A 26,640-nucleotide genomic window follows, 5' to 3' on the forward strand; every position below is an offset into this window, starting at 1 on the left:
TGTTCGCCGGGAGGGAAAGGGGACGAATTGGAACACGTTCCTGTTTTCAGTTAGCCTCACGAATTAACACCCGCCAGGAGGCTCGTAATGCAGGTTGACCCGCGTACACCGGTGATCGTCGGCGTCGGCCAGTTCACCGAGCGCATCGACGATCCGGACTATCGGGGTATGTCGGCGGTCGACCTGGCCACCGAGGGCGTCCGCGCCGCACTGGCCGATACCGGCGCCGATGTGGCAGCTGTAGCGGAGGCGATCGAGGTGTTCGTCGGGCTGCGGCAGTTCGAGATCTGCACGCCCTACGCGAAACCGTCGCTGGGCGCCTCCGACAACTATGTGCGCTCGGTCGCGCAGCGCGTCGGCGCCGACCCCGCCCGCGCCGTGCTCGAGCCCATTGGCGGCAATGGCCCGCAGAAGCTGGTGACCGAATTCGCCGGGGCGATCGCCGCCGGCGATATTGAGGTGGCGCTGATACTCGGGTCCGAACCGGGTTCGACGGCGAAGTATTTTTCTCATCGCGAAGACAAGCCGGATTTCACCGAACACGTCGGCGGCCAGCTCGAGGACCGCGGCTACGGGTTCGAGCAGTACATGAGCGAGTACACCGCGAATCACGGGCTGACCGGCGCGCCAGTGCAGTACGGGCTGCTGGACAATGCGCGCCGGGCCCGGCTGGGCCTCAGTGTCGACGACTACCGGCGGCAGATGGCCGAGCTGTTCGCACCGTTCTCGAAAATCGCTGCCAAGAACCCGTTTTCATCATCCCCGGTGGAGCGGACGGTGGAGGAGATCGAAACCGTCACCGACGAGAACCGGATGATCTGCGACCCGTATCCACGGCTGATGGTGGCACGCGACACCGTCAACCAGGGGGCGGCGGCGGTGTTGATGTCGGTCGCGGCTGCCCGTAAACTCGGTGTGCCCGAAGAGAAGTGGGTGTACGTCCGCGGGCACGCCAACCAGACCGAGCAGGATCTGTTGGATCGCGTCGACCTCAGTGTCAGCTACTCGGCGAAACAGGCAGTGGCAGAAGCACTCCGGGTGGCCGGTATCGACGTCGACGCGGTATCGACGTTCGATCTCTACAGCTGTTTCCCGTTCCCGGTCTTCGCGGTATGCGACGATTTCGGGCTGGCGGCCGATGACCCGCGCGGTCTGACACTCACTGGTGGGCTGCCTTATTTCGGTGGTCCCGGTAACAGCTATTCGCTGCACGGGATCGCCGAGACGGTCGCACAGATGCGCGATAGGCCAGGGGCATTCGGTCTTGTCGGAGCCAATGGCGGCGTCATGAGCAAGTACTCGGTGGGGGTGTACTCGACCGAGCCCGCCGACTGGGTAGTCGACCGCAGCGCGGCTCTTCAGGCCGATATCGCCGCGCTACCGAAGGTGCCCGTGACGCGAAATGCCAACGGGCCGGGCGTCATCGAGACCTATTCGGTGCGCTATGACTGGCCGGAGCGCACCGGCGTCATCATCGGCCGCCTCGACGCCGACGACAGCCGGTTCATGGCCTTGACCACCGACGACGAACTGCTCACGCTGATGACCGACGGCGACCCGCTGGGCGCGCGGATTTTCGTGGTGGCAGCAGACGGCGGAATCAACCGCGCGACGCCTGCCTGACGCGGCAGATCAGCGCCAGTGCGTCATTGCTCGCGCTGACACCGTCATCACCGAGCCAGTCGCGCAGCCTCGCCCGTAGGTCGCTCTGGGCCGCGGGGTCCAGGACCACGTGGTTGGAGTGCGTGAAGACCAGGCCCAACCAGTCGTCGGTCGAGTAGTGCAGCTCCTGGCTGACCTCGACGCGTTCGACGTCGAAATCGGAATTGCGCAGCATCGTCTGCAGGGCGGTCTCGGCATTGTTCGCCGAGGTCGATGCGGGGGTGGTGGCGCCGAATTCGGCGGAGATCTCTTCGATGCGTGAGCGCTTCGCTTCGCTCGGGGTGATGCGGTTCCACATCAACACCAGACGGCCGCCGGGCTTGAGCAGCGACGCCAATTTCGGTAAGGCCACCTCGGGGTCCACCCAGTGGAACGATTGGCCGAAGGTGATGAGATCGAACGTCCGGCCACGGGCGTCCCACTGTTCGAAAGTGCTGCGCTCGACGGCAATTCCCTTGCCGGCGGCGACAGCGGCCATCCGGGCATCCGGCTCGACGGCCAGCACGTCAGCCCCCGCCTGGGCCAGTTGAGCCGAGGCGATACCGGTGCCTGCCCCCACGTCGAGAACAGTCAGGCCGGCAGACGTCACCAGCGCTTCGATCATGGCCTGCGGATACTGCGGGCGGTAGCGGTCGTAATCCTCTGCGACCGAACCGAATGATTCCGCGCGGCGGCGGTCGGTGAATACGCGCGTCAGCTCTGCCATGTCCCCAGCATGCCCGCGACAGCTGGGAACCCTCTCAGACGAGGGCGGCGAGCTTGCCTGCCAGGCGTTCGACGTACGCGGCTACCTCGGCCTCTGGTTTATCGGGCAGGCCGAACAGGACCTCGGTGACGCCCAGCTCGCGCCAGTGTGCCAGCTTCTCGGGCACCGGTTTGAAATCGAGGGCGACGATTTGCGGTGCGCCGTCGCGACCGGCTGCGGCCCAGGTGTCCTGCAGCAACTTGACCGGTTCGTCGATGTTGAAATCGCGCGGGGTGGTGATCCAGCCGTCGGCGCTGCGTGCGATCCACTTGAAGTTCTTCTCGTTACCCGCGGCACCGACGAGGACCGGGATATGGGCTTGTACCGGCTTGGGGTAGGCCCAGCTCGGCCCGAACTTCACGAACTCGCCGTCGTATTCGGCTTCCTCTTGGGTCCACAGCGCCCGCATCGCCTCGAGATACTCCCGCAGCATCGTGCGGCGGCGGCCCGGTGGCACATTGTGGTCGGCCAGTTCATCGGTGTTCCAGCCGAACCCGACACCGAGGCTGACCCGTCCACCGGACAGGTGGTCAAGGGTGGCAATCGATTTCGCCAAGGTGATCGGATCATGTTCGACGGGCAGTGCCACCGCGGTGGACAGCCGCACCTTGGTGGTGACCGCGCAGGCCGCGCCCAGCGAGACCCACGGGTCCAAGGTCCTGGAATAGCGATCGTCAGGGAGTGACTCGTCGCCGGTGGTCGGGTGCGCGGCCTCGCGCTTGACCGGGATGTGGGTGTGTTCGGGCACGTAGAACGTGGTGAACCCGTGGTCGTCGGCGAGTTTGGCCGCCGGCGCAGGGGCGATTCCGCGGTCACTGGTGAAGAGCACAAGCCCGAAGTCCATAGCCAGAATTAGAACGTGTTCCAGTCCGTCGGCGCAAGGCGGGTCCCGGTACTTGCCTGATCGGTCGCGATTTGCAGGTAGCCCGCTACGCGCGACCGGGGGTGGTTGCGAACGGAAGTGTTCCCGCCATGACGACCGAACGCGCGACAGAAAAGAAATGGCGGGAATGGGTGCGGCGATATTTGCCGTGCGAGATCGCCGGAACCACTTGCGAATTCGGTGGTGCAGCGATCGCCTACCTGATGACCGGTTCGTTCGCGGCCGCTGCGGTGGTCGCCACCATCGGCGCATCGGCCGGCTATTACGCCGCGGCGTACACCGCCGCGGTCCGCACCACCTACCGCGAGCACCGGCACCTGCCGTGGCTGCCGCGAGCCGCCGCCGCGAACGCGCTGGCCCTACGCAGTATCGCGATCGAGTTCGGTCCCGCCGAGGTGATCGACACCGTGGCGGTCCGGCCGATCGCCTTCTATCTCGGCCCCCTCCTGTTCGGGAACATGATCGCCGGCTGGATTTTCGCGAAGCTGGTCGCCGATATCGGCTTCTACGTGCTGGCCATCGTCAGCTATGAGCGCTTTCGGGGACTACTCGCCGTGCGTCGGACCGCTGTGAGTCAGACCGAGAAACAGGAGGTGCGGTATGGATCCGCAGCGACGAACACAGCTGTGTGACGGATTGCGTGGCCGCAGCGCACAGTGGCGCTCGTTGGTCGCCGAACACGGAACACCGCTGCTGGTTCTCGACCCCCACCGGGTGGCCGCGTCGTACTCGCTGCTCACCGAGGCGCTGCGCGGTTTTCGATTGCACTACGCAGTCAAAGCGCTATCGCATCCCGCGGTGCTGTCGGTGCTGGCGGCGTGCGGCAGCCGATTCGATGTGGCCACCACTGCCGAGGTAGATCTGGTGCGTTCGGTAGGCATCCTGATGAACCGGTGCATCCACACCCATCCGATCAAGAAGCCCGCGGATATCGATCACGCCTACCGTGCCGGTATCCGCACCTTCGTCGTGGACAACCAGTCTGAAGCCGAGAAATTCACCGGCCGCCCACCAGATATCGACGTCCTGGTCCGGCTGGCGTTTTCCAATCCGTCGGCGAAATCCGACCTGTCGACCAAGTTCGGCGTCGCGCCGGCCGAGGCCGAGCTCCTGGTCAAACACGTCGTCACCACCGGCGTCCGATTTGCCGGGTTCAGCTTTCATGTTGGGAGCCAAGGTCCCTCGGTCGAGCCCTACCGGGATGCGCTGCACACGACCCTGGAGCTCACCAGGGCGGTCGAGCGAACGCTGGGCCAGCGCGTGCCGATCATCGATATCGGGGGTGGGTTCCCGGTGTCCTACCGCGAGGAGATGCCACCGATCAGCGCCATCGGCGCGGTGGTCGACGACGTTCTCGGCGCTGATCGGGCGTCGTACACATTGCTCGCCGAGCCGGGCAGATACCTGGTCGCCGACGCGATGACACTGCTGACCAGCGTGGTCGGCACCGCGACCCGTAATGGCCGGACCTGGCACTATCTGGATGACGGGCTGTACGGCAGCTACTCGAATGTGATGACCGAGGACGTTCACCCGCCAATCGTGGCGCTGGCCGAGCTCGAGGGGAGGCCCGCCGCCGCGCTGGAGCCGGTCACCCTTGCGGGGCCGACGTGCGACAGCATCGACGTGATCGCCCGCGACTATCCGATGCCTGCGCTGCGCGCCGGGGACGTGGTCGTCAGTCCGACGATGGGCGCATACACCGCGGTGACGGCGTCCCGGTTCAACAGCATCGCCGAGACGCCCATCGTGCTCGACCGGCCGTCGAGATAAGCCGCCGGGATAAAAGTTCACGGCGAGTCATACCCGTGTCCCGTGCCGCGCGCGCTGGTGTGCTGGACCGTTATGAGCACAGAACGAATCGCTGAGAACGTCACATTCGCCTACTGGGTGCCGAACGTCAGTGGCGGCCTGGTCACCAGCGATATCGAACAGCGCACCGACTGGAACTACGAATACAACAAGAAACTCGCGCAGACCGCGGAGAACAACGGGTTCGAGTACGCGCTGTCGCAGGTCCGCTACGAAGCCAGCTACGGCGCGGAATACCAGCACGAGTCGACCAGCTTCAGCCTCGCATTGTTGCTGGCCACCGAACGGCTCAAGGTGATCGCGGCCGTGCATCCGGGGCTGTGGCAACCGGCGGTGCTGGCCAAGCTCGGTGCCACTGCCGATCACCTCTCCGGTGGCCGCTTCGCGGTCAACGTCGTCTCCGGTTGGTTCAAGGACGAGTTCACTCACCTGGGTGAGCCGTGGCTCGAACACGATGAGCGCTACCGCCGCAGTGCGGAGTTCCTTCAGGTCCTGCGCAAAATCTGGACCGAGGACGATGTTGATTTCCGTGGCGATTTCTACCGCATCCACGATTTCACGCTGAAACCGAAACCCCTCAATACCGCGGCGCGCCCCAACCCGGAGATCTTCCAGGGTGGCAATTCCACCGCCGCCCGCCGCAACGGCGGCCTGTACTCCGACTGGTACTTCTCCAACGGTAAAGACTTCGACGGGATCACCGAGCAGGTCGTCGACGTCCGCGAACACGCCCGCACCGTAGGCCGCGAGGTCAAGATCGGGCTCAACGGTTTCATCATCGCCCGCGATACAGAGAAGGAAGCCAAAGACGTCCTGCGCGAGATCGTCGATAAGGCCAACCGGCCGGCGGTCGAGGGTTTCCGTGGCGCGGTACAGCAGGCCGGTAACTCGACCGCTGACAACAAGGGCATGTGGGCCGATTCCACCTTCGAGGATCTCGTTCAGTACAACGACGGTTTCCGGACGCAACTGATCGGCACACCGGAGCAGATCGCCGAGCGGATCGCTGCCTATCGCAGACGCGGGGTCGATCTCATCCTCGGCGGGTTCCTGCACTTCCAGGAGGAGATCGAGTACTTCGGCGCCAAGGTCCTGCCGCTGGTACGGGAAATCGAGGCGGCCGAAAAAGATTCAGCGGAAGCGTTGTTCGACGCGTCGCTCGTCACCGCCTGAGTTCTCCATGTGAAAGAAGGGCCCGCACCGACGGGGTGCGGTGACACGCCCGTTGCCGTGCCTCGCCCGTCCGACGGTGCGCTAGCGTGGTTGTTCGTATCGCGTCCCAGCGCCAACGCAGGTCAATCGAATTGGCCGGTCGCGGTCTTACGTAAGCGCCGCCGGGGAGCGGCGCCCAACGACACAGGAGAGGTCATGACCTACTCACCCGGCAGTTCCGGCTATCAGCCCGCGCAGCCGCCTGGTTCTTATGGAGCCCCCACACCCGCGTACGGCCAGCCCGCCGTCGCCGCAGGCCCGAGCAAGCTGCCCTTCTATCTGACGGCGGCCGTGGCAGCGTTCGGACTGCTGGCCTATCTCTTCAGCTTCGGTCCGATGTTCACCTTCAATGTCGATATCGGCCCGTTCGGCACCGAACTGTCCGGTACCGGCGGCGTCGGCACGCAGATCGCGGTCATCGCCGCACTGGCGGCCGCCCTGCTCGCCGGCGTCAGCTTGCTGCCGAAGGCCAGCGGCCATCCCGCCATCATCGCGGTGCTCGCCGTCCTCGGCGTGCTGCTGGCGGTGTACCAAGTTTTCGTCAAACCGCAGGGTGTCTCGATCGGGTGGGGACTGTGGGTGGTGTTGGCGATGAGCCTGATCCAGGCCGTCGTCGCCGTCGGCGCACTGCTGTTGGAGGCCGGCGTCGTCTCGGCGCCCGCGCCCCGACCCAAGTACGAGCAGCCGCAGTACGGCCAGTACGGCCCGCCCGCGGGTTACTACGGCCAGCCGCAGGGACCGCCCCAGCAGGCTCCGCAGCACTCCCCGGCCATGGGCCCGCCCCAGGGTCAGCGTCCCGGCTACCCATCGCAGTACGGCGGCTACCAGCAGGGACCGTCGACCGGCGGTTTCGGTTCGGTCGGCCCGCAGGGCGGCGGTCTTGGCGCCCAGAGCGGCCCGCCGACCCCGCCGACCGGCTACCCCAGCTTCAGCCCGCCTCCCGCGGTCGGCTCGGGTCAGCAGCAGGCGCCTGCCCAGGATTCCGGGCAGCACCAGCCGCAGACGCCGGCCCCGTCACCCGGCCCGACGGCCCCATAGTTCGGTGCGCTGATATCCGGTAACCCCGGATGCAGCAGACCTGACGTGAATGCAGGACAACCGAACGGCGGGGGCACGCCAGGCCCGTGACTTGGTCAGGGTCGCATTCGGCCCGGCGCTGGTGGCGTTGGTCATCGTTGCGGCGGTGGTGCTGCTGCAGCTGTTGATCGCCAACAGCGATATGACCGGCGCTTTTGGCGCCATCGCGAGCATCTGGCTCGGTGTGCACCAGGTGCCGATTTCCATCGGCGGTCGTGAGCTGGGCGTGATGCCCCTGCTACCGGTTCTGCTGATGGTCTGGGGCACCGCGCGCACGACGGGTCAGGCCACCGCCGGCCGTGCCTCATGGTTCGTCATCAGGTGGATCGTCGCTTCGGCGCTCGGCGGCCCGTTGCTTCTCACCGCGATCGCCCTGGCCGTGATCCACGATGCGTCCTCGGTGATCACCGAGCTTCAGACGCCGAGCGCGCTGCGGGCATTCACCAGCGTGCTCGTGGTGCATGCGCTCGGCGCGGCGATCGGCGTGGGAACGAAGGTCGGCCGCCGGACCCTGGCCGCTCTGCGGCTGCCAGGGTGGGCCGGCGACTCGGTGCGGGCCGCCACCGCCGGGGTCCTGGCGCTGTTCGGATTGTCTGCGGCCGTCACCGCCGCCTCGCTGGTGGTGCACTGGGGGACCATGCACGATCTGTATTCGGTCACCGACTCGATGTTCGGTCAGTTCAGCCTGACGATCCTCTCGGTTCTGTACGCGCCCAACGTGATCGTCGGGACATCGGCGATGGCAGTGGGTTCCAGCGCGCACATCGGTTTCGCGACATTCAGTTCGTTCACGGTCTTCGGTGGTGACATCCCGGCGCTTCCGGTGTTGGCCGCCTCGCCCACCCCGCCGCTGGGCCCGGTGTGGGTGGCGCTGTTGATCATTGGCGCTGCGGCCGGGGTGGCGGTCGGGCAGCAATGTGCGCGACGGGCGCTGCCGCCGGTGCAGGCGGCGGCGAAGCTGGGCGCGGCGGCGGCACTGGCCGCCGCGGCGATGGCACTCCTGGGCCTTGCAGGTGGTGGACAGCTCGGTAATTTCGGTGACGTCGGGGTGGACCAGGCCACGTTCGCGCCTGCGGTGTTCCTGTGGTTCTTCGCGGTCGGCGCTGTGACCGTGGTGATGTCCGGCGGGTTGAGGCGGGCACCAAAACGGGTGAAGGCGACGGTCACCGCACCGCTGGAGTTGGCGGGCCCTCTCGCCGCCCAGGCAACGGCATTCGACGATGACGGTGAGCCGCCGACGACGCCGCTCGGCGAGGGCTTTTCGGAGCAACTGTCCGATCCACCGTCAGACGACACCGAAGAGATTCCCACCGATGCCACCATCGCACCGGTCGGCGACCCGTTCGGCGAGCCCCTCCACGAAGAGCCCGTCTTCGAGCCACCCGCCTACGAACCCGACCGTCCGCCGGTCGACTACCGGGCACTGGCCGATCTGCCGGACGCAGAAGATCTGTTCGACGCCGATAACGACCTGCCGCCGGATACCCACTAACCGCTCGATTAGGCTCTTGGCGTGCAGCGACCGCTTCGGGTGCCCCCCATCTCTGGCGGTACCGCACCCGCCCGGCTGGTGGTGCTGGCGTCGGGGACAGGTTCACTGCTGAGCTCGCTGCTCTCGGCCGCGGTCGACGATTACCCGGTACGTGTGGTTGCCGTCGGGGTTGACCGCGATTGTCGCGCCGTCGAGATCGCCGCCGCCGCTGGGTTGCCGACGTTCACCGCGCGACTCGGTGACTACGCCGACCGCGCCGACTGGGATGCCGCGATCGCCGATGCGACCTCCGCACATGACCCGGATCTCGTCGTATCGGCCGGTTTCAGGAAGATCCTGGGGCCGCAGTTCCTTTCACGCTTTCCCGGCCGGGTCGTCAACACCCACCCCGCGCTGCTACCGGCTTTCCCCGGCGCGCACGCGGTGCCCGATGCGCTCGCCTACGGCGTGCGCGTCACCGGTACGACGGTGCACCTGGTCGACGCAGGCGTCGATACCGGGCCGATCCTGGCCCAGGAGGCGGTACCGGTGCTCGACGATGACGACGAACAAACTCTGCACGAACGCATCAAAGTCGTCGAACGACGACTGTTGGTGGACGTGCTCGCCGCAATCGCCACTCGCGGCCTGACCTGGACTGGACGAAAGGCATACATAGGATGAGTGAACGGAAGCCGATCCGGCGGGCGTTGATCAGTGTCTACGACAAGTCGGGGCTGGTTGACCTCGCTCGTGGCCTTCATGACGCGGGTGTCGATATCGTCTCCACCGGATCGACCGCCAAAACTATTGCCGCCAGCGGTATTCCGGTGACTCCGGTGGAAGAGCTGACGGGCTTTCCCGAGGTGCTCGACGGCCGGGTCAAGACCCTGCATCCGCGGGTGCACGCGGGCCTGCTGGCCGATCTGCGCAAACCTGAGCATGCTGCTGCGCTGGAAGACCTCGGTATCGCGGCATTCGAGCTCGTGGTGGTGAATCTGTACCCGTTCACCGAGACGGTGTCCTCGGGCGCAACCGAAGACGAGTGCGTCGAGCAGATCGATATCGGTGGGCCGTCGATGGTGCGGGCCGCTGCCAAGAACCACCCCAGTGTTGCAGTCGTCGTTGACCCGCTGGGTTATGGCGGGGTGCTGGCCGCGGTGCGCGCCGGTGGTTTCACCCTCGCGGAACGGAAGATTTTGGCGTCGTTGGCATTTCGCCATACCGCCGAATACGACGTGGCGGTGGCGTCGTGGATGGGTGGGGTCCTGGCACCTGAAAAAGAAGATGCGCCGGCGTCCTTACCCCAGTGGTATGCCGGGACCTGGCGGCGGTCGGAGGTGCTGCGCTACGGCGAGAATCCGCACCAGCAGGCCGCGCTCTACACCGACGCCAGCGCGTGGCCCGGGCTGGCCCAGGCTGAACAGCTGCACGGAAAAGCGATGTCCTACAACAACTACACCGATGCCGATGCGGCCTGGCGCGCGGCGTTCGACCACGAGGACATCTGCGTGGCGATCATCAAGCATGCCAACCCGTGTGGCATCGCGATCTCGTCGGTATCGGTGGCCGATGCCCACCGCAAGGCTCATGAGTGTGATCCGCTGAGTGCGTTCGGCGGTGTCATCGCGACCAATACGACGGTCAGTGTCGAGATGGCCGAGACGGTCGCCGATATCTTCACCGAAGTGATCATCGCGCCCGCGTACGAACCGGGTGCTGTCGATATTTTGGCTCGTAAGAAGAACATTCGCGTTCTACTGGCTGCCGAACCGCAGGAGGGCGGAACCGAATTCCGCGCGGTCAGCGGTGGGCTGCTGGTGCAGCAGCGCGATGCCCTCGACGCTCCCGGTGACGACCCGTTGAATTGGACACTGGCCACCGGTACCCCGGCCGACCCCGAGACGCTGGCCGACCTGAAATTCGCCTGGCGTGCGTGCCGGGCGGTGAAATCCAACGCCATCGTGATCGCCAAGGACGGTGCCACCGTTGGCGTCGGAATGGGTCAGGTGAACCGCGTCGACGCCGCCCGGTTGGCGGTCGAACGTGCCGGAGACCGGGTCCCCGGCGCAGTCGGGGCCTCGGATGCGTTCTTCCCGTTCCCGGATGGGCTGGAGACGCTGACCGCGGCCGGCGTGACCGCCATCGTGCACCCCGGTGGTTCGATGCGCGACGACGTGGTGACCTCAGCGGCCGAAGCTGCGGGGATCACGCTCTATCTCACCGGTGCAAGGCATTTCGCGCACTGACTTCGTCAAAGCAGGGCGCTGGGCTGTCATCTCCCGGGGGGCCCACGCTTGAGCCGATGGCGTCGACCAAATGTTTGAAGTCGCGACGTTGCGCCGGAGTGAGGGCGGCCAGCACGCGGTCGTCGGCGATCCGCACGGCCGCCTCGGCCCGCTTCAGTAGTGACTTGCCCTCGGAGGTCAGGTGCGCGGGCAGGGCTCGGCCCGACGACACCGAGGCCGGCCGCTCCACGACGGCCATCTCCTGGAGCCCGCGCAGCACCGCGTTCATCGCCTGCGGTGACACATTCGTGTCGCGGGCCAGCTCGGCACTGGAACGTCCGGGGTGCATCGACAGGATGCGAAGGCAGACGAACTCCGGCAGCGTCAGGCCGAGTGGTTTGAGCTGCGCGGTGGCCGCGGGACGCAGCGCCGCCATGATCCGGTACAGCAAGTAGCCGAGTGGCTGATCGTCGGCTTGCTTGCGGGAGGGCGCCGTCATATCTAGCATCTTGACATATATCAACTAGGTTGATAATCATGGTCCATGACTGATCCGCAGCCGCCGGGGTGGCTCAAGCCGATGAACAAAGTCATGATGGTCATGCACAAGCTCGGGGTGGCGACCGGACCGGTGCGGGTATTGACGGTGGTCGGCCGGAAGTCTGGTCAGCCTCGGAGCACCCCTGCAACGCCATTTACGTTGCAGGGCAACACCTATGTCGCCGGTGGATATCCCAAGGCCGACTGGGTACTGAACGCCCGCGCCGCGGGGGAGGGCATCGTCACCAAGGGGCGTCACCGCGATCGGGTCGCGTTCGTCGAACTCACCGCGGACCAGGCGAAGCCGATACTGCGTGCGTTCCCCAACGAAGTACCCGCGGGCGTGGGGTTCTACAAACGAGCGGGTCTTGTCTCCAGCGGCACTCCGGACGAATTCGAAGCGTTGGCCGGCCGGTGCGCGGTATTCAGGTTGGACCCGATTTCGGCCCGATAGGTCGGCGTCTGAACCGGGAAACCGGTTATTCCCGGTTCCGACAGTGGATGTTAAAAGTTCGCTTCTAGCAGGGAGCCGGTGCCGTCGGGCACCGACCGTCGTAGCGTGGAGTGGTGACATCACCTAACAACCTGCCCCGCACCCTCGGCGAGCTGCGCGCCTCCGGCCATCAGGAGCGCGGTATCAAGCAGGAACTGCGCGAGAACCTGCTGGCAAAGCTGGCTGCTGGAGACGAGATCTGGCCCGGCATCCTCGGGTTCGAGGACACGGTGTTACCGCAGGTCGAGCGGGCACTGATTGCCGGCCACGACTTCGTCCTGCTCGGCGAGCGCGGCCAGGGTAAGACCAGGCTGCTGCGGTCGTTGATCGGTCTGCTCGACGAGTGGACGCCGGTGATTGCCGAAGCCGAATTGGGTGAGCATCCGTACTCCCCGATCACCCCGGCGTCGATCCGCCGCGCTGCGGTGCTCGGCGACGACCTTCCGGTGGAGTGGCGACACCGCAGTGCGCGCTACGCCGAAAAGCTGGCCACCCCCGACACCAGCGTGGCCGACCTGGTCGGTGATATCGACCCGATCAAGGTCGCCGAGGGGCGCAGCCTCGGCGACCCGGAGACCATCGCCTACGGACTGATCCCGCGGTCGCACCGCGGCATCGTCGCAGTCAATGAGCTGCCCGATCTGGCCGAGCGGATTCAGGTGTCGATGCTCAACGTGATGGAAGAACGAGATATCCAGGTACGCGGTTACACCCTGCGGTTGCCGCTGGACGTGCTCGTGGTCGCCAGCGCCAACCCGGAGGACTACACCAACCGCGGTCGCATCATCACACCGCTCAAGGACCGCTTCGGCGCCGAGATCCGCACGCACTATCCCCTTGAGCTTGACGCCGAAGTGGGTGTGATCGCGCAGGAGGCCCATCTGTCCGCCCAGGTGCCCGATCATCTGATGCAGATCATCGCCCGGTTCGCCCGTTATCTGCGTGAGTCGAGTTCGGTCGATCAGCGGTCCGGGGTGTCCGCGCGGTTCGCCATCGCGGCCGCCGAGACCGTCGCCGCATCGGCGCGCCACCGCGGTGCGCTGCTGGGCGAGACCGAGCCGGTGGCCCGCGTCGTGGACCTGAGCACGATCATCGACGTATTGCGGGGCAAGCTGGAATTCGAGTCCGGTGAGGAGGGCCGCGAACAGGCGGTACTCGAGCATCTACTGCGCCGGGCGACCGCCGACACCGCGCAACGGGCGCTCGGGGGTATCGACGTCGGGACGCTTGTCGTCGCTGTCGAGGGCGGCGCGGCCGTCACCACCGGAGAGAAGGTGTCCGCCAAGGACGTGCTGGCCGCCGTACCGGATCTGCCGGTCGTCGAGGCGATCGCCGAACGGCTCGGCGCAACATCCGAGGGTGAGCGCGCTGCGGCCCTCGAACTGGCATTGGAAGCGCTGTACCTGGCCAAGCGGATCGACAAAGTGTCCGGCGAAGGTGAAACCGTCTATGGCTAGATTGCGGTATTCGGGGTACACCGGCGGGCCCGATCCGCTGGCCCCGCCGGTCGATCTGCGCGACGCGTTGGAGCAGATCGGCCAAGACGTCATGGAGGGCACGTCCCCCCGGCGGGCACTTTCTGAGTTGTTGCGCCGCGGGACCAAGAACACTCCCGGCGCCGATCGGTTGGCTGCGGAAGCGAATCGACGTCGTCGAGAGTTGTTGGCCAACAACAATCTCGACGGGACGCTGCAGGAGATCAAAAAGCTGCTCGATGAGGCCGTGCTGGCCGAGCGCAAGGAGTTGGCCAGGGCGCTCGACGATGACGCCCGCTTCGGCGAACTGCAATTGGAGTCGTTGTCGCCGTCGCCGGCCAAGGCCGTGCAGGAGCTCGCCGACTACGACTGGCGCTCACCCGAGGCGCGCCAAAAGTACGACGAGATCAAAGATCTGCTCGGTCGGGAGATGCTCGATCAGCGCTTCGCCGGGATGAAGCAGGCGTTGGAGAACGCCACCGACGAGGACCGTCAACGGGTCAACGACATGCTCGATGATCTGAACAACCTGTTGGACAAGCACGCCAACGGGGACGATTCGCCGCAGGATTTTCAGGACTTCATGAACAAGCACGGCGAGTTCTTCCCGGAGAATCCGAAGAATATCGACGAGCTGATGGACTCGCTGGCCAAGCGCGCTGCCGCCGCCCAGCGGTTCCGCAACAGCCTGTCGGCCGATCAGCGGGCCGAGCTGGATTCGTTGGCGCAGCAGGCATTTGGTTCGCCGTCACTGCAGAATGCGCTGAACCGCCTCGACGGTCACCTGCAGGCGGCGCGACCCGGCGAAGACTGGAACGGTTCGGAACGGTTCACCGGCGGCGACCCGCTGGGGATGGGCGAGGGCGCCCAGGCGTTGGCCGATATCAGCGAGCTCGAGCAACTGGCCGAACAACTCTCGCAGAGCTACGCCGGGGCCACCATGGACGATGTCGATCTGGACATGCTGGCGCGTCAACTCGGCGATGAGGCGGCGGTCAACGCCAAGACGCTCGCCGACCTTGAGCGGGCGCTGATGAACGAGGGCTTCCTGGATCGGGGTTCTGACGGGCAGTGGCGGTTATCGCCAAAGGCGATGCGTCAGCTCGGACAGGCAGTCCTACGCGATGTGGCGCAACAGCTTTCGGGGCGACACGGGGAGCGGGACACCCGGCGCGCCGGTGCGGCCGGTGAATTGACCGGCGCAACGCGGCCCTGGCAGTTCGGCGATACGGAGCCGTGGAACGTCACCCGCACTTTGACCAACGCGGTACTGCGGCAGGCCGGGACGGGGGTGATCGAAGGTCCGCTGAAGATCACGGTCGACGATGTCGAGATCTCCGAAACCGAGACCCGCACCCAGTCGGTGGTGGCGCTGCTGGTGGACACATCGTTTTCCATGGTGATGGAAAACCGGTGGCTGCCGATGAAGCAGACCGCACTGGCGCTGCATCATCTGGTGAGCACACGATTCCGTTCCGACGACCTGCAGATCATCGCCTTCGGCCGGTACGCGCGCACCGTCAGCGCCGCCGAGCTCACCGGGCTGGAAGGGGTCTACGAACAGGGCACCAATCTGCATCACGCGCTGGCGCTGGCGGCCAGGCACCTGCGTCGGCATCCGAATGCGCAGCCGGTGGTGCTGGTGGTCACCGATGGCGAGCCGACGGCGCATCTTGAGGATTACGGCGGTGCGGAAGGTTCTGCTGTGTTTTTTGATTACCCGCCGCACCCACGGACCATCGCGCACACCGTGAAGGGATTCGACGAAATCGCCCGACTGGGGGCCCAGGTGACCATCTTCCGGCTGGGCAGCGATCCCGGTCTGGCCCGCTTCATCGACCAGGTGGCCCGACGGGTCGAGGGTCGGGTGGTCGTACCCGATCTCGACGGGCTCGGTGCCGCGGTGGTCGGCGATTATCTGCGGTCGCGGCGACGGCGCCGCTGAGCTAAGGATGTGGGCAAACCGCTGAGGTGGTAATGACGCAGGTCGGGGGCGTCGGCACGGGCGCCGCAGGGGCGGATCGCCCAACTCTTTGCCAGCCTCCGGCGCATGGGACGGGCAACGCAGAGGCCTGGTCTGGTGGTTTAATGGTCGGCGCGTCGATACATGTGACTTGAGCAACATGGGGCGGCGATATGCCCCCGTCGACGGCTGGCACTGGTTTGCGGGCGCTGGCCCGTCCGGGGCGAGGGAATCGGCGACCACGTCGGCTTACTAGGTCAGTGGCGTGAGCAAACCTGGTCGACGGTTGTCGGGTGTGGAGAGCGAAGGTCATTCCCGGCAAACATTTCGTGGCCGACGACGTCGCGTACTGGGTCTCGTCTGGGTAACGGAGGCGATGAGTCTGCCGCTAGTCGGCTTATTTGCCGGTAACGAAGCGGATGGCGCTGCAGACCTGCGATGATGTGACGGTCGTTACACAGGGGAACGATCCGGCTAATATTGACGAGCTCTTGCGCTTGCCGTAGGGCAAACTGCACCCTAATATCCATTAGGTTCTTCTAAGCATTTTGCAAGGAAGCTCTTCGTCTACGTCGACCCAGTCCCATAAGGGGGATCACTACATGGCACCACGGCCATATCTGTCCACTGCTGCCGCTCTCGTCGGCGCAGCCGTCATCGTCGCCGGTACGCCGGCGATCATGCCCCATGGAGATCTGCAGGTTACGGCGCAGGCTCCTACCCCCACCAAGGTCTCCAACGCCAAGTACGAGCTGACGGCACTGTCGGATATCTCGCTGACCGGCCTCGTTGACGCTTACTTCAACGGCTGGGGCGGCTACATCGGTAGCGGTTTCGATCCGGACACCATCTACCCGCCGGACGAGGACGGTAACCCGCCCTACGTCTCTGACCCGTACTACCCCGGGATCAACGGCGCGGTCGCGGTGTACGACTCCGAGACTGGCGACCTGATCGGTTACCGGTACGACCAGAACCCGGTCTTCGTCACGGGCGCCCCCGGCGCGGCGTACTACGTCATCTCCAACGCCCTCGATGACGGTGGCCTGCTCGGCGAGACCGGCATCTACCACTACTACTACGAGGTCGGCGCCGCCGGCGGTAACGCTATCGGTGCCGTGCTCTACGTCGGTGCCAGCGAGATCTTCGGTGCCGACTCGGTGGCGGCGCAGCTCGCCAAGACGGTCTTCGTCGACGGCATTCTGCCGAACGTCCAGGCGACGGTCATCGGTCTGGCCACCCTGGTGCCCGAGTTCAACGTCGGTCCGGTCACCGTCGGCGGCGGTAACCTCGCCAGCCTCTACTTCACCGGTTCGAACATCGACGGGTCCTACAACTACGGTGCGACCGGCCTGTCGGCCATCGCCGGGTACATCGCGTACTCGTTCGCCAACCCGCCGACCACGACGACCACCACAGCGGCAGTCACCGCGAAGGCTGCACCCGCTGAGACGGTTGCTGCTGACACGACCGCTGTCGAAACCAAGACCGAAGCGGCAGTTGCCGACACGACCGACACCCCCGCGGTGAAGTCGACGTCGACGAAGGTCGCGGAGCCCGAGGTTGAGGCCGCCGCAGTGGAGGCCGACACCACGACCGCGACGCCGGTCAAGACCACGGTCAAGGCCAACCCGCTCTCTGACCTGGCGAAGAGCTTCGACAACATCCTGGGTGGTGGCAAGTCCACTAAGGCCGACGCCGCTGCCGAGGGTGCCAAGGCTTCGTCCTCGGACGCCGGTTCGGGTACCAAGTCGACGGGCAAGAAGGGCACGAAGAGCTCGACGGCCAAGGCTTCGTCCTCGGACAAGGGCTCGGGCTCGGAGTAAATCTCCACTCGATCGGATAAACACCGGCCCCCTTCCGTCACGGAAGGGGGCCGATGTTTTGTCGTTTGTTGGTCGAGGCGCGGACTACGCGCTCTCCAAGCGGGTCTGCGGCCTGCGTTTCTTGCGTTTGATACCGATTCCGCCGCAGAGCGAGAACCCGGTGATGGTGATGTGCGGTGCACCAGGGGTCCCCGCTTCGTCGACGTTGTGGTCGAAGCCGCCCATCACGCCGACCCCGCGAATCCGGACGTTGACTTCCGGAGGGAGCAGAATCGTCTGCCCGCCCATGATCGAGTAGGCGCGGATAGCGACCTCCGACGACGTGAAGTCTGCGTACCGCAGATCCACCACACCGCCACCGAACAGCGTGAAGGTCGTCATTTTCCGCGGAACATTCCACCGGCCACGTCGTTCGAAGCCACTCATGATCGCCAGCAACACAGTCGACGGCGCAGGCTTGCACGCACCACGGCGGGTGTTGGCGATACCGGGTAGATCAGCGCTCAGTCGATCGAGCTCGTCGTAGGTCGTGGCCGCATAGGCCTTGGCCAATCGGTTCTCGTACTCGGTGAGGTCGAGTTGGCCCTGTGCGGCGGCATCGGTCAGCAACTGTGCGACCTGAATTCGATCGGTGTCGGCGGCTCGCAACGATGAATCCCGCGGCGCTGAATTGCTCATCGTTGACGAGCCTACGACTAACGTGGCAAACCGCAAAGGTAGGAGTCTCAACTTTTAGCGTCGGAGTCCGGCGCAGCCCATTTCGGCGGTCGCTTCTGCAGAAAAGCGAGCATGCCTTCGCGGGCTTCTTCGGAGACGAACAAGCGTGCCGAATCCAGGGTCAGACGTTCTGCGTCGCGATCGAATCCGGCCAGAATCGATGCTGTGGTCAGGGCTTTCGATGCCGCGAGACCCTGCGGTGAGGCTTTGCCAAGTGCCTCGACAAGTGGCTCGAGCGCGGCGGCAAGATCATCGGCGGCCAGCGTGATCAGGCCGATCTCGGCGGCTTGCGCTGCCGTGAACGTCTCACCGGTCAGGTAATAGCGACCTGCCGCACGTGCGGTGAGCTTCGGCAGCAACGTCAACGAGATGATGGCCGGCGCCACCCCGATCCGGGCTTCGGTCAAGGCGAATGTGCTGCGTGGACCGGCTACCACGATGTCGCAGGCACCCACCAATCCGAGGCCGCCGGCCCTGACATGCCCGTCGATGGCACCGAGCACCGGTAACGGACATTCGACGATCGCGCGCAGCAGCGTGGTCATCTCGCGCCCGCGGTCGACGGCGGCGGCCTGCGCGTCGATATTGGCGGCGCCCTCGGAGAGGTCGGCGCCCGCACAGAATGTCCCGCCGGTATGGCCGAGGACCACCACCCGGACCCGCGGATCGGCGACAGCAGCGCGCAGTCCTTCGTGCAACTGCCCGACCAAGGCCGCCGACAATGCGTTGCGGTTATGCGGTGAGTTCAGCGTCAGACGGGCGGCGGGGCCGGCCACGCTGTAGTCGACAACTTCTGGATCTGCGGGAGACATCAGTACGAGCGGGGGAGGCCGAGTGACGTCTGCGCGATGAAGTTGAGGATCATCTCGCGGCTGACCGGCGCGATCCGAGCCAGCCGTGATGCGGTCAGCATCGAGGCGATGCCGTACTCCTTGGTCAGGCCGTTACCGCCGAGGGATTGCACGGCCTGGTCGACGGCCCGCCCCGATGCTTCACCTGCGGCGTATTTGGCCATGTTCGCGGCCTCCGCGGATCCGGTGTCGTCGCCGTCGTCGTAGAGCGTGGCGGCCTTTTGCATCATCAGTTTGGCCAGTTCGATCTCGATGTGATTCTGCGCCAACGGATGGGCGATGCCTTGATGGGCACCGATCGGGGTTTTCCAGACCTGGCGGGTCTTGACGTACTCGGTGGCCTTGCCGATGGCGAAGCGACCCATACCAACCGCACTGGCCGCACCCATGATGCGCTCGGGGTTCAGCCCGGCGAACAGCTGCGCGATCGCGGCGTCCTCCGAACCGACCAACGCGTCGGCAGGCAGCCGGACATCGTCGAGGAAGACCTGGAACTGGAATTCGGGGCTGACGATCTCCATCGGAATTTTGGTGAAGGTGAAGCCGGGGGTGTCGGTGGGAACGACGAAGAGCGCCGGGCGCAGATTGCCGGTCTTGGCTTCTTCCGTGCGGCCGACGACGAGTACCGCCTGCGCCTGGTCGACGCCGGAGATGTACACCTTCTGGCCGCTCAGAATCCAGTCGCTGCCGTCGCGTCGGGCGGTGGTGGTGATGCGGTGCGAGTTCGAGCCCGCGTCGGGTTCGGTGATGGCGAACGCCATCGTGATGGACCCGTCGGCGATGCCCGGGATCCAGCGCTTCTTCTGCTCCTCGGTGCCGAACTTGGAAATGATGGTGCCGTTGATCGCGGGGGAGACCACCATCATCAGCAGGGCCGCGCCTGCCGCCGCCATCTCCTCCATCACCAGGGACAGCTCGTACATGCCTGCGCCGCCGCCGCCGTATTCCTCGGGCAGGTTGACGCCGATGAACCCGAGTCTGCCTGCCTCGCTCCATAATTCGTTTGTGTGCTGGCCAGCGCGAGCCTTCTCCAGGTAGTACTCCTGGCCGTAGTTCGCGACCATGGCCGCGACTGACTTACGTAGCGCCTGGCGTTCTTCGTTCTCGACGAAACCGTGGCTGTTCACGCTTCTCCTCCGTTTGTCTCTGGTGCTTGGACGCGGGCCAGCACGGCACCTACCTCCACCTGGTCACCCGCCTTGACGTTCAGTGCGGTGAGGACACCGGGACCGGGCGCGGTGATGGTGTGCTCCATTTTCATGGCTTCCAGCCACACCAGTGGTTGCGCCGCTGTGACGGTATCCCCGATCTCGGCGCCGACCCGGATCACCAGGCCGGGCATGGGTGCGACGAGCGATCCGAGTTGCACCGTCGAACCGGGTTCGGCGAATCGTGGCACGGCGCGCAGGTGTACTGAGCCCAGCGGTGAGTCGACATAGTGCTCGCAGCCGTACCGGGCGATATCGAAGGTGTACTCGACACGGGAGTCGGTCAGCACCACGCGGTCCGGTGTTATCGACACCACGCTGATCCCGGGATCGTCGGGCAGCTCAACCCCGCCGCGCTCGGCCCGGTAGGCGACTCTGATCTCTGCGCCAAAAAGCGAGTACGTCTTGGCCTGATCACCGGAGACGAGGTTGCGCCATCCGCTCGGCACGGCCGCGAAAGCCGTTGCCGCGCGGCGATTGAACGCGGACTCGGCGAGCGTCGCGGCGACCACGGATAGCCGGCCGGCGTGTTCGTCTGCCAGTGGCGCCGCCAGTTCGGCCAACCCGTGGGTATCGAAGAAGGCGGTGTCGGTGGCGCCGGAGAGGAACGCCGGGTGGCGCAGCACCCGCACCAGCAGATCGCGGTTGGTTCCGATACCGTGCAGCCGGGTGCGGGCCAGCGCACCCGCCAGCAGCACAGCCGCCTGCCGACGGGTCGGGGCGTAGGAGATGACCTTGGCCAGCATCGGGTCGTAGTGGATCGATACCACCGAGCCGTCGACGATACCCGAATCCAGCCGAATCCCCGCCTGCCCTGAGAGGCCGAATTCGGTTGGTGCCGAGGGTACTTCGAAACGGTGCACGGTGCCGGCCTGTGGTTGCCAGTTCGCCGCCGGGTCTTCCGCATAGAGTCGGGCCTCGATCGAATACCCTTGCGAGACAGGTGGTTGCGCGGGTAGCGCGGCGCCATCGGCGATCTGCAGCTGCAGTTGCACCAGGTCCAGTCCGGTGGTTGCCTCGGTGACGGGGTGCTCGACCTGCAGGCGGGTGTTCATCTCGAGGAAGTAGAACTCACCGTGATCGTCGGCCAGAAACTCCACGGTCCCCGCGCCGCTGTAACCGATCGCCCCCGCCGCCAGGCGCGCCGCCTCGAAGAGCTTCGCGCGCATACCGTCAATGCGCTCGACCAACGGCGATGGCGCTTCTTCGATGACCTTCTGGTGCCTGCGCTGGATGGAGCACTCCCGCTCGCCGACCGCCCACACCGTGCCGTGGCTGTCGGCGAGCACCTGCACCTCGACGTGATGCCCGGTCGGCAGATAGCGCTCGCAGAACACCGTCGGATCGCCGAACGCGGACGCCGCTTCGCGCCTGGCCGCTTCGACCTCTTGGGCCAGTACCGATAACTCGTGCACCACCCGCATGCCGCGCCCGCCGCCCCCGGCCGAGGCTTTCACCAGCACCGGTAGCTGCGCCTGCGTGACATGCTCGGGATCGAGTTCGTCGAGCACCGGCACGCCGGCCGCCGACATCAGTTTCTTGGCCTCGATCTTGCTGCCCATCGCCCGGACCGACTGCACCGGTGGGCCCACCCAGATCAGGCCCGCAGCCTGTACGGCCGCGGCGAAATCGGCGTTCTCCGAGAGGAATCCGTAACCGGGATGGATAGCGTCGGCACCGGCCGCCTGCGCCGCCGCGATCAGTGCGTCCGGGTTGAGGTAGTCAGTGGTCTGCTCCAGCCGGACCCGGGCGTCAGCCTCGGTGACGTGCGGGGCGTGCGCGTCGGGTTCGGTGTAGACCGCGACCGTGTCCAGTCCGAGCCTGCGGCAGGTGGCGAACACCCGACGGGCGATCTCGCCCCGATTGGCAACCAGAACTTTGGTGATCATCTGCTGGCGCCTCTCACATTCTGAAGACGCCGAAGTTCGACGTCCCCTCGATCGGGCCACTGGCAATGGCGGACAGACACATTCCGAGCACCGTGCGAGTGTCCCGCGGGTCGATCACGCCGTCGTCGTAGAGCCGTCCGGAGAGGAACATGGGGAGCGACTCGGCTTCGATCTGGGCTTCGACGGCCGCCTTCAGGGCTGCGTCGGCCTCTTCGTCGACCTGCTGGCCGCGCGCCTCCGCGGCAGCGCGGCTGACAATCGACAACACGCCGGCCAACTGCGCGCCACCCATCACCGCGGATTTGGCGCTGGGCCAGGCGAATAAGAACCTCGGATCGTATGCCCGCCCGCACATGCCGTAGTGCCCCGCGCCGTAGGACGCCCCGATCAGCAGCGAGATATGCGGCACCGTCGAATTGGAGACGGCGTTGATCATCATCGAACCGTGTTTGATCATCCCGCCTTCCTCGTAGGCCTTCCCCACCATGTAGCCGGTGGTGTTGTGCAGAAACAGCAATGGGGTGTTCGACCGGTTGGCCAACTGGATGAACTGGGTGGCCTTCTGTGCCTCGGCGCTGAACAGCACGCCGCGCGCGTTGGCCAGGATGCCCAGCGGGTATCCGTGCACGGTGGCCCAACCGGTGACCAGAGACGAGCCGTACATCGGCTTGAACTCGTCGAATTCCGAACCGTCGGCCACCCTGGCGATCACTTCGCGCGGGTCGAACGGGATGCGCAGATCGGGTGGGACGATGCCGATCAATTCGTCCTCGTCGAACAGCGGCGGTACCACCTGTTTGGGCGCGGGTCCTTGTTTGGTCCAGTTCAGCCGCGCCACCACGCGACGGCCGATGCGCAGCGCGTCGAGTTCGTCGACTGCCAGATAGTCTGCCAAACCTGATGTGCGGGCGTGCATTTCCGCACCGCCAAGAGATTCGTCATCAGATTCTTCGCCGGTGGCCATCTTGACCAGGGGCGGGCCTGCCAGGAACACCTTGGAGCGGTCCTTGATCATCACGACGTGATCGGACATCCCCGGGATGTAGGCGCCACCCGCGGTGGAGTTTCCGAAGACCAGCGCGATGGTGGGGATACCTGCCGCCGAGAGCCGGGTCAGGTCCCGGAACAGCTGACCACCGGGGATGAAGATCTCTTTCTGCGTCGGCAGGTCCGCCCCGCCCGATTCCACCAGCGAGATCACCGGCAGCCGGTTCTCGAAGGCGATCTGGTTGGCCCGCAGCGTCTTCCGCAGGGTCCACGGGTTGCTGGTGCCACCCTTGACGGTCGGATCGTTGGCTACCAGCATGCACTCGACACCTTCGACCACGCCGATCCCGGTCACCACGCTGGCGCCGACCTGGAATGCACTGCCGTACCCGGCCAGCGGACACAGCTCGAGAAAAGGGGAGTCCTCGTCGACCAGGAGTTCGATGCGTTCCCGTGCGGTCAACTTGCCCCGGTCATGGTGGCGTGCGACGTATTTGGCTCCGCCGCCGGCAAGGGCCTTGGCGAATTCACCGTCCATCTCGGCGAGTTTCGCGGCGGTCGCTTCGGCTGCCTCGGTGAAGGCGGGTCCCGTGGGGTCGAGGGTGGACTGCAGGATCATGATTGGTATCCAAGTGTCTTGGCGGCCAGGCCGGTGAGGATTTCGGATGTTCCGCCGCCGATACCCAGGATCCGCATATCGCGGTACTGCCGTTCGACCTCGGATTCGGCCATATAACCCATCCCGCCGAAGAGCTGCACGGCCTGGTTGGCCACCCATTCGCCGGCCTCGACGGCGGTGTTCTTGGCGAAACACACCTCGGTGATCAGGTTTGTCTCCCCCGCCAGTTGCCGCTCCACCACGTAACGGGAGTACACCCGCGCGACCTGGGTGCGACGGGCCATCTCGGCCAGGGTGTTCTGCACGGCCTGTCGGGAGATCAGCGGTCTACCGAACGTCTCCCGGTTCCGGCACCACTGCACGGTCAGGTCCAGGCACCGCTGCGCACCCGAATACGCTTGCCCGGCAAGGCCTATCCGTTCGGAGACGAATGCGGCGGCGATCTGCAGGAATCCGCTGTTCTCGGCGCCGACCAGGTTTTCGGCGGGTACCCGCGCATCGGTATAGGACAGCTCGGCGGTATCGGAAGAGCGCCAGCCCATCTTGTCGAGGCGGCGCGTCACCTCGAAGCCGGGCGTGCCTTTCTCCACCACCAGCAGCGATACGCCGCCGGCGCCTGGGCCGCCGGTGCGCACCGCAGTGACCACGTAATCGGCCCGGACGCCGGAGGTGATGTAGGTCTTGGCGCCGTTGACGATGTAGTAGTCGCCGTCCCGGACAGCTTTGGTGCTCAGATGCCCGACGTCGGATCCGCCGCCCGGTTCGGTGATCGCCAGTGCGCCGATCTTCTCTCCTGCCAGGGTGGGCCGGACGAAGCGATCGATCAGCCGCTGATCACCGGAGGCGACCATATGCGGTACCGCAATGCCGCAGGTGAACAACGACGCGAAAACACCACCGGGACAGCCTGCTTCGTGCAGCTCCTCGCAGACGACGAGACCGTCGGCACCGTCACCTCCGCCGCCACCGACAGCTTCTCCGAACTGCACCCCCAACAGCCCGGCCTCGGCGGCTTTGCGGTGCAGATCGCGCGGCAGCTCACCCGCGCGCTCCCACTCCTGGACGTGTGGCAACACCTCACGTTCGGTGAACGCACGCACCGTCTTGCGGAGCTGTTGGCGTTCGGGGGTGTCCCAGATGCTGCTCGAAACAGTCACAGTGGCAGTAACCCTTCAGGTATGTCGACGTATCTACTGCGTAACCACTCGCCGAGGCCTTTGGCCTGCGGGTCGAACCGGGCTTGATAGGCCACGCCTTGACCGAGGATTCCGTCGATGACGAAGTTCACCGCTCGCAGGTTGGGCAGCAGATGGCGGGTGACCGGCAGTTCGGCGGTTTCTGGTAGCAGCTCTCTGAGCGCATCGGTGGTCAGGGTGTGGGCCAACCAGCGGTACTGATCGTCGGTGCGTACCCACAGGCCGACGTTGGCGGAACCGCCCTTATCGCCGCTGCGCGCGCCGGCGATCAGCCCGAGCGGAACACGGCGTGTCGGGCCCGGCTGCGGTGGTTGCGGTAAGGCCGGTGCGGCGGCGGGCTCCAGCACCAGGGTGTCTACCGCGGGTTCGATGGCTACGCGGCTGCCGTCGGCGTGCACGGCGATGTGGGGCACCTCGGCGGCATCGACAAAACCTGCGTTGAACACCCCGTAGATCTGCCCTTCACCGGGCGGGGAGGTGACATGGAATCCCGGGTAGCTGGCGAGTGCGAGTTCTACTGCAGCGGAGGAGAAGTGCCGCCCCACCAGACCTGGGTCTGGGTCGCGCACCACGCAATGCAACAGGGCGCTGGCGGTTTCCTCGGTGACGGCGTCGGGGTGATCGGTCCGCGCCAGGGACCACTGGAGTTCGGCGGGTTTGACCGTCACGGCAGATTCCAGCTGTCGTCGGACCAGGTCGGCCTTGGCTTCGATATCGAGACCGGTCAGGACGAAAGTCATGGCGTTGCGGAAACCGCCGATGCTGTTGAGTGACACCTTGAGCGACGGCGGCGGCGGTTCGCCTTGCACACCGCAGATCCGGACCCGGTCGGTGCCGTCGGGCGTGAGTTCGACACTGTCCATCCTGGCCGTCACATCGGGGTTGGCGTAGCGGGCGCCGCCGATCTCATAGAGCAGTTGCGCAGTGACGGTGTCGACGCTCACCAGACCGCCGGTGCCGGCATGTTTGGTGATCACCGATGATCCGTCGGGATGGATCTCGGCCAACGGGAAACCGGGATGGAGAAGGTCAGGGATCTCCCGGAAGAAGGCGTAATTGCCGCCGGAGGCCTGGATCCCGCATTCGATGACGTGACCGGCGACGACCGCGCCTGCCAACTGGTCGTAGTCGGTTCGGGACCAGCCGAAGTGGGCGGCCGCCGGGCCGACGATCACCGAGGCGTCGGTCACCCGGCCGGTGACGACGACGTCGGCTCCGCTGTCCAGGCAGTCGACGATGCCCCAGGCGCCCAGGTAGGCGTTGGCGGTGAGCGGTGCGCCCAGCCCCAGCTCATCGGCACGTGCGAGCAGGTCATCGCCTTCGACATGGGCGACGCTGACGGTGATCCCCAGTCGCGTGGCCAGCGCGCGCACCGCGTCGGCAAGACCCGCGGGATTGAGCCCGCCGGCATTGGTCACGATGCGAACATTGTTGTCCTGTGCCAGCCCGAGGCATTCTTCGAGTTGGGTCAGGAATGTCTTGGCGTAGCCGCGGTCAGGGTGCTTGGCACGGTCTCGGCCCAGGATCAGCATGGTCAGTTCGGCGAGATAGTCCCCGGTCAGATAGTCCAGGTCGCCACCGGTGAGCATCTCGCGCATGGCGGAATGCCGGTCACCGTAGAAGCCCGAACAATTACCGATGCGCACCGCAGATGTCACCCGAACTCCCTCGTTCAACCAACCGGTAGGTTAGCGGTTACCGCCGGTACCGCGTCAAGGGCTTAGCCGCTGTTTTGGAGACGACGCTGATCACCAGCTATCCTGATGGGCAATCGTCGCCGCATACC

Annotated in this window: 22 protein-coding genes; 12 read left to right on the forward strand and 10 right to left on the reverse strand. The window is 65.7% G+C overall.

Going from position 1 to position 26,640, the window contains the following annotated elements:
* Window positions 1-87 precede the first annotated feature (87 nt).
* On the forward strand, window positions 88-1,623 hold the full coding sequence (locus ADBZ9O_RS08510; RefSeq protein WP_526530213.1) for an acetyl-CoA acetyltransferase: 1,536 nt from the start codon (window positions 88-90) through the stop codon (window positions 1,621-1,623).
* Here ADBZ9O_RS08510 and ADBZ9O_RS08515 read toward each other — a convergent pair.
* Window positions 1,601-2,368: a class I SAM-dependent methyltransferase gene (locus ADBZ9O_RS08515; protein WP_526530215.1), complete on the reverse strand. Its 768-nt coding sequence runs from the start codon at window positions 2,366-2,368 to the stop codon at window positions 1,601-1,603. The two genes, ADBZ9O_RS08510 and ADBZ9O_RS08515, sit on opposite strands and share 23 nt — an antisense overlap.
* A gap of 34 nt (window positions 2,369-2,402) precedes the next feature.
* Window positions 2,403-3,251, reverse strand: coding sequence for an LLM class F420-dependent oxidoreductase (locus tag ADBZ9O_RS08520; protein ID WP_526530217.1), 849 nt, complete (start codon window positions 3,249-3,251; stop codon window positions 2,403-2,405).
* Window positions 3,252-3,379: 128 nt separating this feature from the next.
* Here ADBZ9O_RS08520 and ADBZ9O_RS08525 point away from each other — a divergent pair, with 128 nt between their 5' ends.
* The 7 genes from ADBZ9O_RS08525 (at window position 3,380) to purH (ending at window position 11,111) form a co-directional block, all read left to right on the forward strand.
* Window positions 3,380-3,922 (forward strand): hypothetical protein, encoded by a 543-nt coding sequence (locus ADBZ9O_RS08525; RefSeq protein ID WP_526530219.1) that lies wholly within the window; start codon window positions 3,380-3,382, stop codon window positions 3,920-3,922.
* Window positions 3,891-5,063, forward strand: coding sequence for a type III PLP-dependent enzyme (locus ADBZ9O_RS08530; protein WP_526530221.1), 1,173 nt, complete (start codon window positions 3,891-3,893; stop codon window positions 5,061-5,063). Before ADBZ9O_RS08525 ends, ADBZ9O_RS08530 begins: the two co-directional genes overlap by 32 nt.
* A 72-nt stretch (window positions 5,064-5,135) precedes the next feature.
* On the forward strand, window positions 5,136-6,275 hold the full coding sequence (gene sfnG, locus ADBZ9O_RS08535) for a dimethylsulfone monooxygenase SfnG (protein WP_526530223.1): 1,140 nt from the start codon (window positions 5,136-5,138) through the stop codon (window positions 6,273-6,275).
* Window positions 6,276-6,470: 195 nt separating this feature from the next.
* Window positions 6,471-7,352, forward strand: a complete 882-nt coding sequence (locus ADBZ9O_RS08540) for a DUF5336 domain-containing protein (RefSeq protein WP_526530225.1) — start codon at window positions 6,471-6,473, stop codon at window positions 7,350-7,352.
* A gap of 49 nt (window positions 7,353-7,401) precedes the next feature.
* Window positions 7,402-8,883, forward strand: a complete 1,482-nt coding sequence (locus ADBZ9O_RS08545) for a cell division protein PerM (protein WP_526530227.1) — start codon at window positions 7,402-7,404, stop codon at window positions 8,881-8,883.
* A gap of 21 nt (window positions 8,884-8,904) precedes the next feature.
* Entirely contained in the window at window positions 8,905-9,546 is a 642-nt protein-coding gene (gene purN / locus ADBZ9O_RS08550; protein WP_526530229.1) for a phosphoribosylglycinamide formyltransferase, read from the forward strand.
* The gene (gene purH / locus ADBZ9O_RS08555; RefSeq protein ID WP_526530231.1) at window positions 9,543-11,111 is read left to right on the forward strand and encodes a bifunctional phosphoribosylaminoimidazolecarboxamide formyltransferase/IMP cyclohydrolase; all 1,569 of its coding nucleotides are present in this window, start codon (window positions 9,543-9,545) and stop codon (window positions 11,109-11,111) included. The genes purN and purH overlap by 4 nt, the downstream gene beginning before the upstream one ends.
* Here purH and ADBZ9O_RS08560 read toward each other — a convergent pair.
* Window positions 11,083-11,598 carry a MarR family winged helix-turn-helix transcriptional regulator gene (locus tag ADBZ9O_RS08560; protein ID WP_526530233.1) on the reverse strand — a complete coding sequence of 172 codons (516 nt, stop codon included), beginning with the start codon at window positions 11,596-11,598 and terminating at the stop codon, window positions 11,083-11,085. The genes purH and ADBZ9O_RS08560 overlap by 29 nt on opposite strands.
* Before the next feature lie 36 nt (window positions 11,599-11,634).
* Between ADBZ9O_RS08560 and ADBZ9O_RS08565 the strand changes: the two genes are divergently transcribed.
* From ADBZ9O_RS08565 to ADBZ9O_RS08580, 4 genes are all read left to right on the forward strand, one after another.
* A complete protein-coding gene (locus tag ADBZ9O_RS08565) occupies window positions 11,635-12,084 on the forward strand; it encodes a nitroreductase family deazaflavin-dependent oxidoreductase (protein ID WP_526530235.1) in 450 nt (149 codons plus the stop codon).
* Window positions 12,085-12,194: 110 nt separating this feature from the next.
* The gene (locus ADBZ9O_RS08570) at window positions 12,195-13,580 is read left to right on the forward strand and encodes a sigma 54-interacting transcriptional regulator (protein WP_526530237.1); all 1,386 of its coding nucleotides are present in this window, start codon (window positions 12,195-12,197) and stop codon (window positions 13,578-13,580) included.
* Window positions 13,573-15,543, forward strand: a complete 1,971-nt coding sequence (locus ADBZ9O_RS08575) for a vWA domain-containing protein (RefSeq protein WP_526530239.1) — start codon at window positions 13,573-13,575, stop codon at window positions 15,541-15,543. The genes ADBZ9O_RS08570 and ADBZ9O_RS08575 overlap by 8 nt, the downstream gene beginning before the upstream one ends.
* Before the next feature lie 620 nt (window positions 15,544-16,163).
* Entirely contained in the window at window positions 16,164-17,387 is a 1,224-nt protein-coding gene (locus tag ADBZ9O_RS08580; protein ID WP_526530241.1) for a hypothetical protein, read from the forward strand.
* A gap of 84 nt (window positions 17,388-17,471) precedes the next feature.
* Here ADBZ9O_RS08580 and ADBZ9O_RS08585 read toward each other — a convergent pair whose 3' ends face one another.
* Genes ADBZ9O_RS08585 through ADBZ9O_RS08615 form a run of 7 tightly spaced genes read right to left on the reverse strand, consistent with a single transcriptional unit; the run spans window position 17,472 to window position 26,500 of the window.
* Window positions 17,472-18,065 carry a DUF1707 domain-containing protein gene (locus tag ADBZ9O_RS08585; protein ID WP_526530243.1) on the reverse strand — a complete coding sequence of 198 codons (594 nt, stop codon included), beginning with the start codon at window positions 18,063-18,065 and terminating at the stop codon, window positions 17,472-17,474.
* A gap of 47 nt (window positions 18,066-18,112) precedes the next feature.
* Window positions 18,113-18,916 (reverse strand): enoyl-CoA hydratase family protein, encoded by an 804-nt coding sequence (locus ADBZ9O_RS08590; RefSeq protein ID WP_526530245.1) that lies wholly within the window; start codon window positions 18,914-18,916, stop codon window positions 18,113-18,115.
* The gene (locus tag ADBZ9O_RS08595; RefSeq protein ID WP_526532971.1) at window positions 18,916-20,019 is read right to left on the reverse strand and encodes an acyl-CoA dehydrogenase family protein; all 1,104 of its coding nucleotides are present in this window, start codon (window positions 20,017-20,019) and stop codon (window positions 18,916-18,918) included. Before ADBZ9O_RS08595 ends, ADBZ9O_RS08590 begins: the two co-directional genes overlap by 1 nt.
* 59 nt (window positions 20,020-20,078) lie before the next feature.
* Window positions 20,079-22,052: an ATP-binding protein gene (locus ADBZ9O_RS08600; protein ID WP_526530247.1), complete on the reverse strand. Its 1,974-nt coding sequence runs from the start codon at window positions 22,050-22,052 to the stop codon at window positions 20,079-20,081.
* 13 nt (window positions 22,053-22,065) lie between these two features.
* Window positions 22,066-23,655 (reverse strand): acyl-CoA carboxylase subunit beta, encoded by a 1,590-nt coding sequence (locus tag ADBZ9O_RS08605; protein WP_526532973.1) that lies wholly within the window; start codon window positions 23,653-23,655, stop codon window positions 22,066-22,068.
* Window positions 23,655-24,815 carry an acyl-CoA dehydrogenase family protein gene (locus ADBZ9O_RS08610; protein ID WP_526530249.1) on the reverse strand — a complete coding sequence of 387 codons (1,161 nt, stop codon included), beginning with the start codon at window positions 24,813-24,815 and terminating at the stop codon, window positions 23,655-23,657. The genes ADBZ9O_RS08605 and ADBZ9O_RS08610 overlap by 1 nt, the downstream gene beginning before the upstream one ends.
* Window positions 24,812-26,500, reverse strand: coding sequence for an acyclic terpene utilization AtuA family protein (locus tag ADBZ9O_RS08615; RefSeq protein ID WP_526532975.1), 1,689 nt, complete (start codon window positions 26,498-26,500; stop codon window positions 24,812-24,814). The genes ADBZ9O_RS08610 and ADBZ9O_RS08615 overlap by 4 nt, the downstream gene beginning before the upstream one ends.
* Between the last annotated feature and the right edge of the window lie 140 nt (window positions 26,501-26,640).

Source organism: Mycobacterium sp. (genome assembly GCF_965229105.1).
Classification (GTDB): domain Bacteria; phylum Actinomycetota; class Actinomycetes; order Mycobacteriales; family Mycobacteriaceae; genus Mycobacterium.

Excerpts from the sequence above, each read along its gene's own strand:
- ADBZ9O_RS08510 (WP_526530213.1), top strand. The coding sequence starts at position 88 with ATGCAGGTTGACCCGCGTACACCGGTGATCGTCGGCGTCGGCCAGTTC.
- ADBZ9O_RS08515 (WP_526530215.1), bottom strand. The coding sequence starts at position 2,368 with ATGGCAGAGCTGACGCGCGTATTCACCGACCGCCGCCGCGCGGAATCA.
- ADBZ9O_RS08520 (WP_526530217.1), bottom strand. The coding sequence starts at position 3,251 with ATGGACTTCGGGCTTGTGCTCTTCACCAGTGACCGCGGAATCGCCCCT.
- ADBZ9O_RS08525 (WP_526530219.1), top strand. The coding sequence starts at position 3,380 with ATGACGACCGAACGCGCGACAGAAAAGAAATGGCGGGAATGGGTGCGG.
- ADBZ9O_RS08530 (WP_526530221.1), top strand. The coding sequence starts at position 3,891 with ATGGATCCGCAGCGACGAACACAGCTGTGTGACGGATTGCGTGGCCGC.
- sfnG (WP_526530223.1), top strand. The coding sequence starts at position 5,136 with ATGAGCACAGAACGAATCGCTGAGAACGTCACATTCGCCTACTGGGTG.
- ADBZ9O_RS08540 (WP_526530225.1), top strand. The coding sequence starts at position 6,471 with ATGACCTACTCACCCGGCAGTTCCGGCTATCAGCCCGCGCAGCCGCCT.
- ADBZ9O_RS08545 (WP_526530227.1), top strand. The coding sequence starts at position 7,402 with ATGCAGGACAACCGAACGGCGGGGGCACGCCAGGCCCGTGACTTGGTC.
- purH (WP_526530231.1), top strand. The coding sequence starts at position 9,543 with ATGAGTGAACGGAAGCCGATCCGGCGGGCGTTGATCAGTGTCTACGAC.
- ADBZ9O_RS08560 (WP_526530233.1), bottom strand. The coding sequence starts at position 11,598 with ATGCTAGATATGACGGCGCCCTCCCGCAAGCAAGCCGACGATCAGCCA.
- ADBZ9O_RS08565 (WP_526530235.1), top strand. The coding sequence starts at position 11,635 with ATGACTGATCCGCAGCCGCCGGGGTGGCTCAAGCCGATGAACAAAGTC.
- ADBZ9O_RS08575 (WP_526530239.1), top strand. The coding sequence starts at position 13,573 with ATGGCTAGATTGCGGTATTCGGGGTACACCGGCGGGCCCGATCCGCTG.
- ADBZ9O_RS08580 (WP_526530241.1), top strand. The coding sequence starts at position 16,164 with ATGGCACCACGGCCATATCTGTCCACTGCTGCCGCTCTCGTCGGCGCA.
- ADBZ9O_RS08585 (WP_526530243.1), bottom strand. The coding sequence starts at position 18,065 with ATGAGCAATTCAGCGCCGCGGGATTCATCGTTGCGAGCCGCCGACACC.
- ADBZ9O_RS08590 (WP_526530245.1), bottom strand. The coding sequence starts at position 18,916 with ATGTCTCCCGCAGATCCAGAAGTTGTCGACTACAGCGTGGCCGGCCCC.
- ADBZ9O_RS08595 (WP_526532971.1), bottom strand. The coding sequence starts at position 20,019 with ATGGTCGCGAACTACGGCCAGGAGTACTACCTGGAGAAGGCTCGCGCT.
- ADBZ9O_RS08600 (WP_526530247.1), bottom strand. The coding sequence starts at position 22,052 with ATGATCACCAAAGTTCTGGTTGCCAATCGGGGCGAGATCGCCCGTCGG.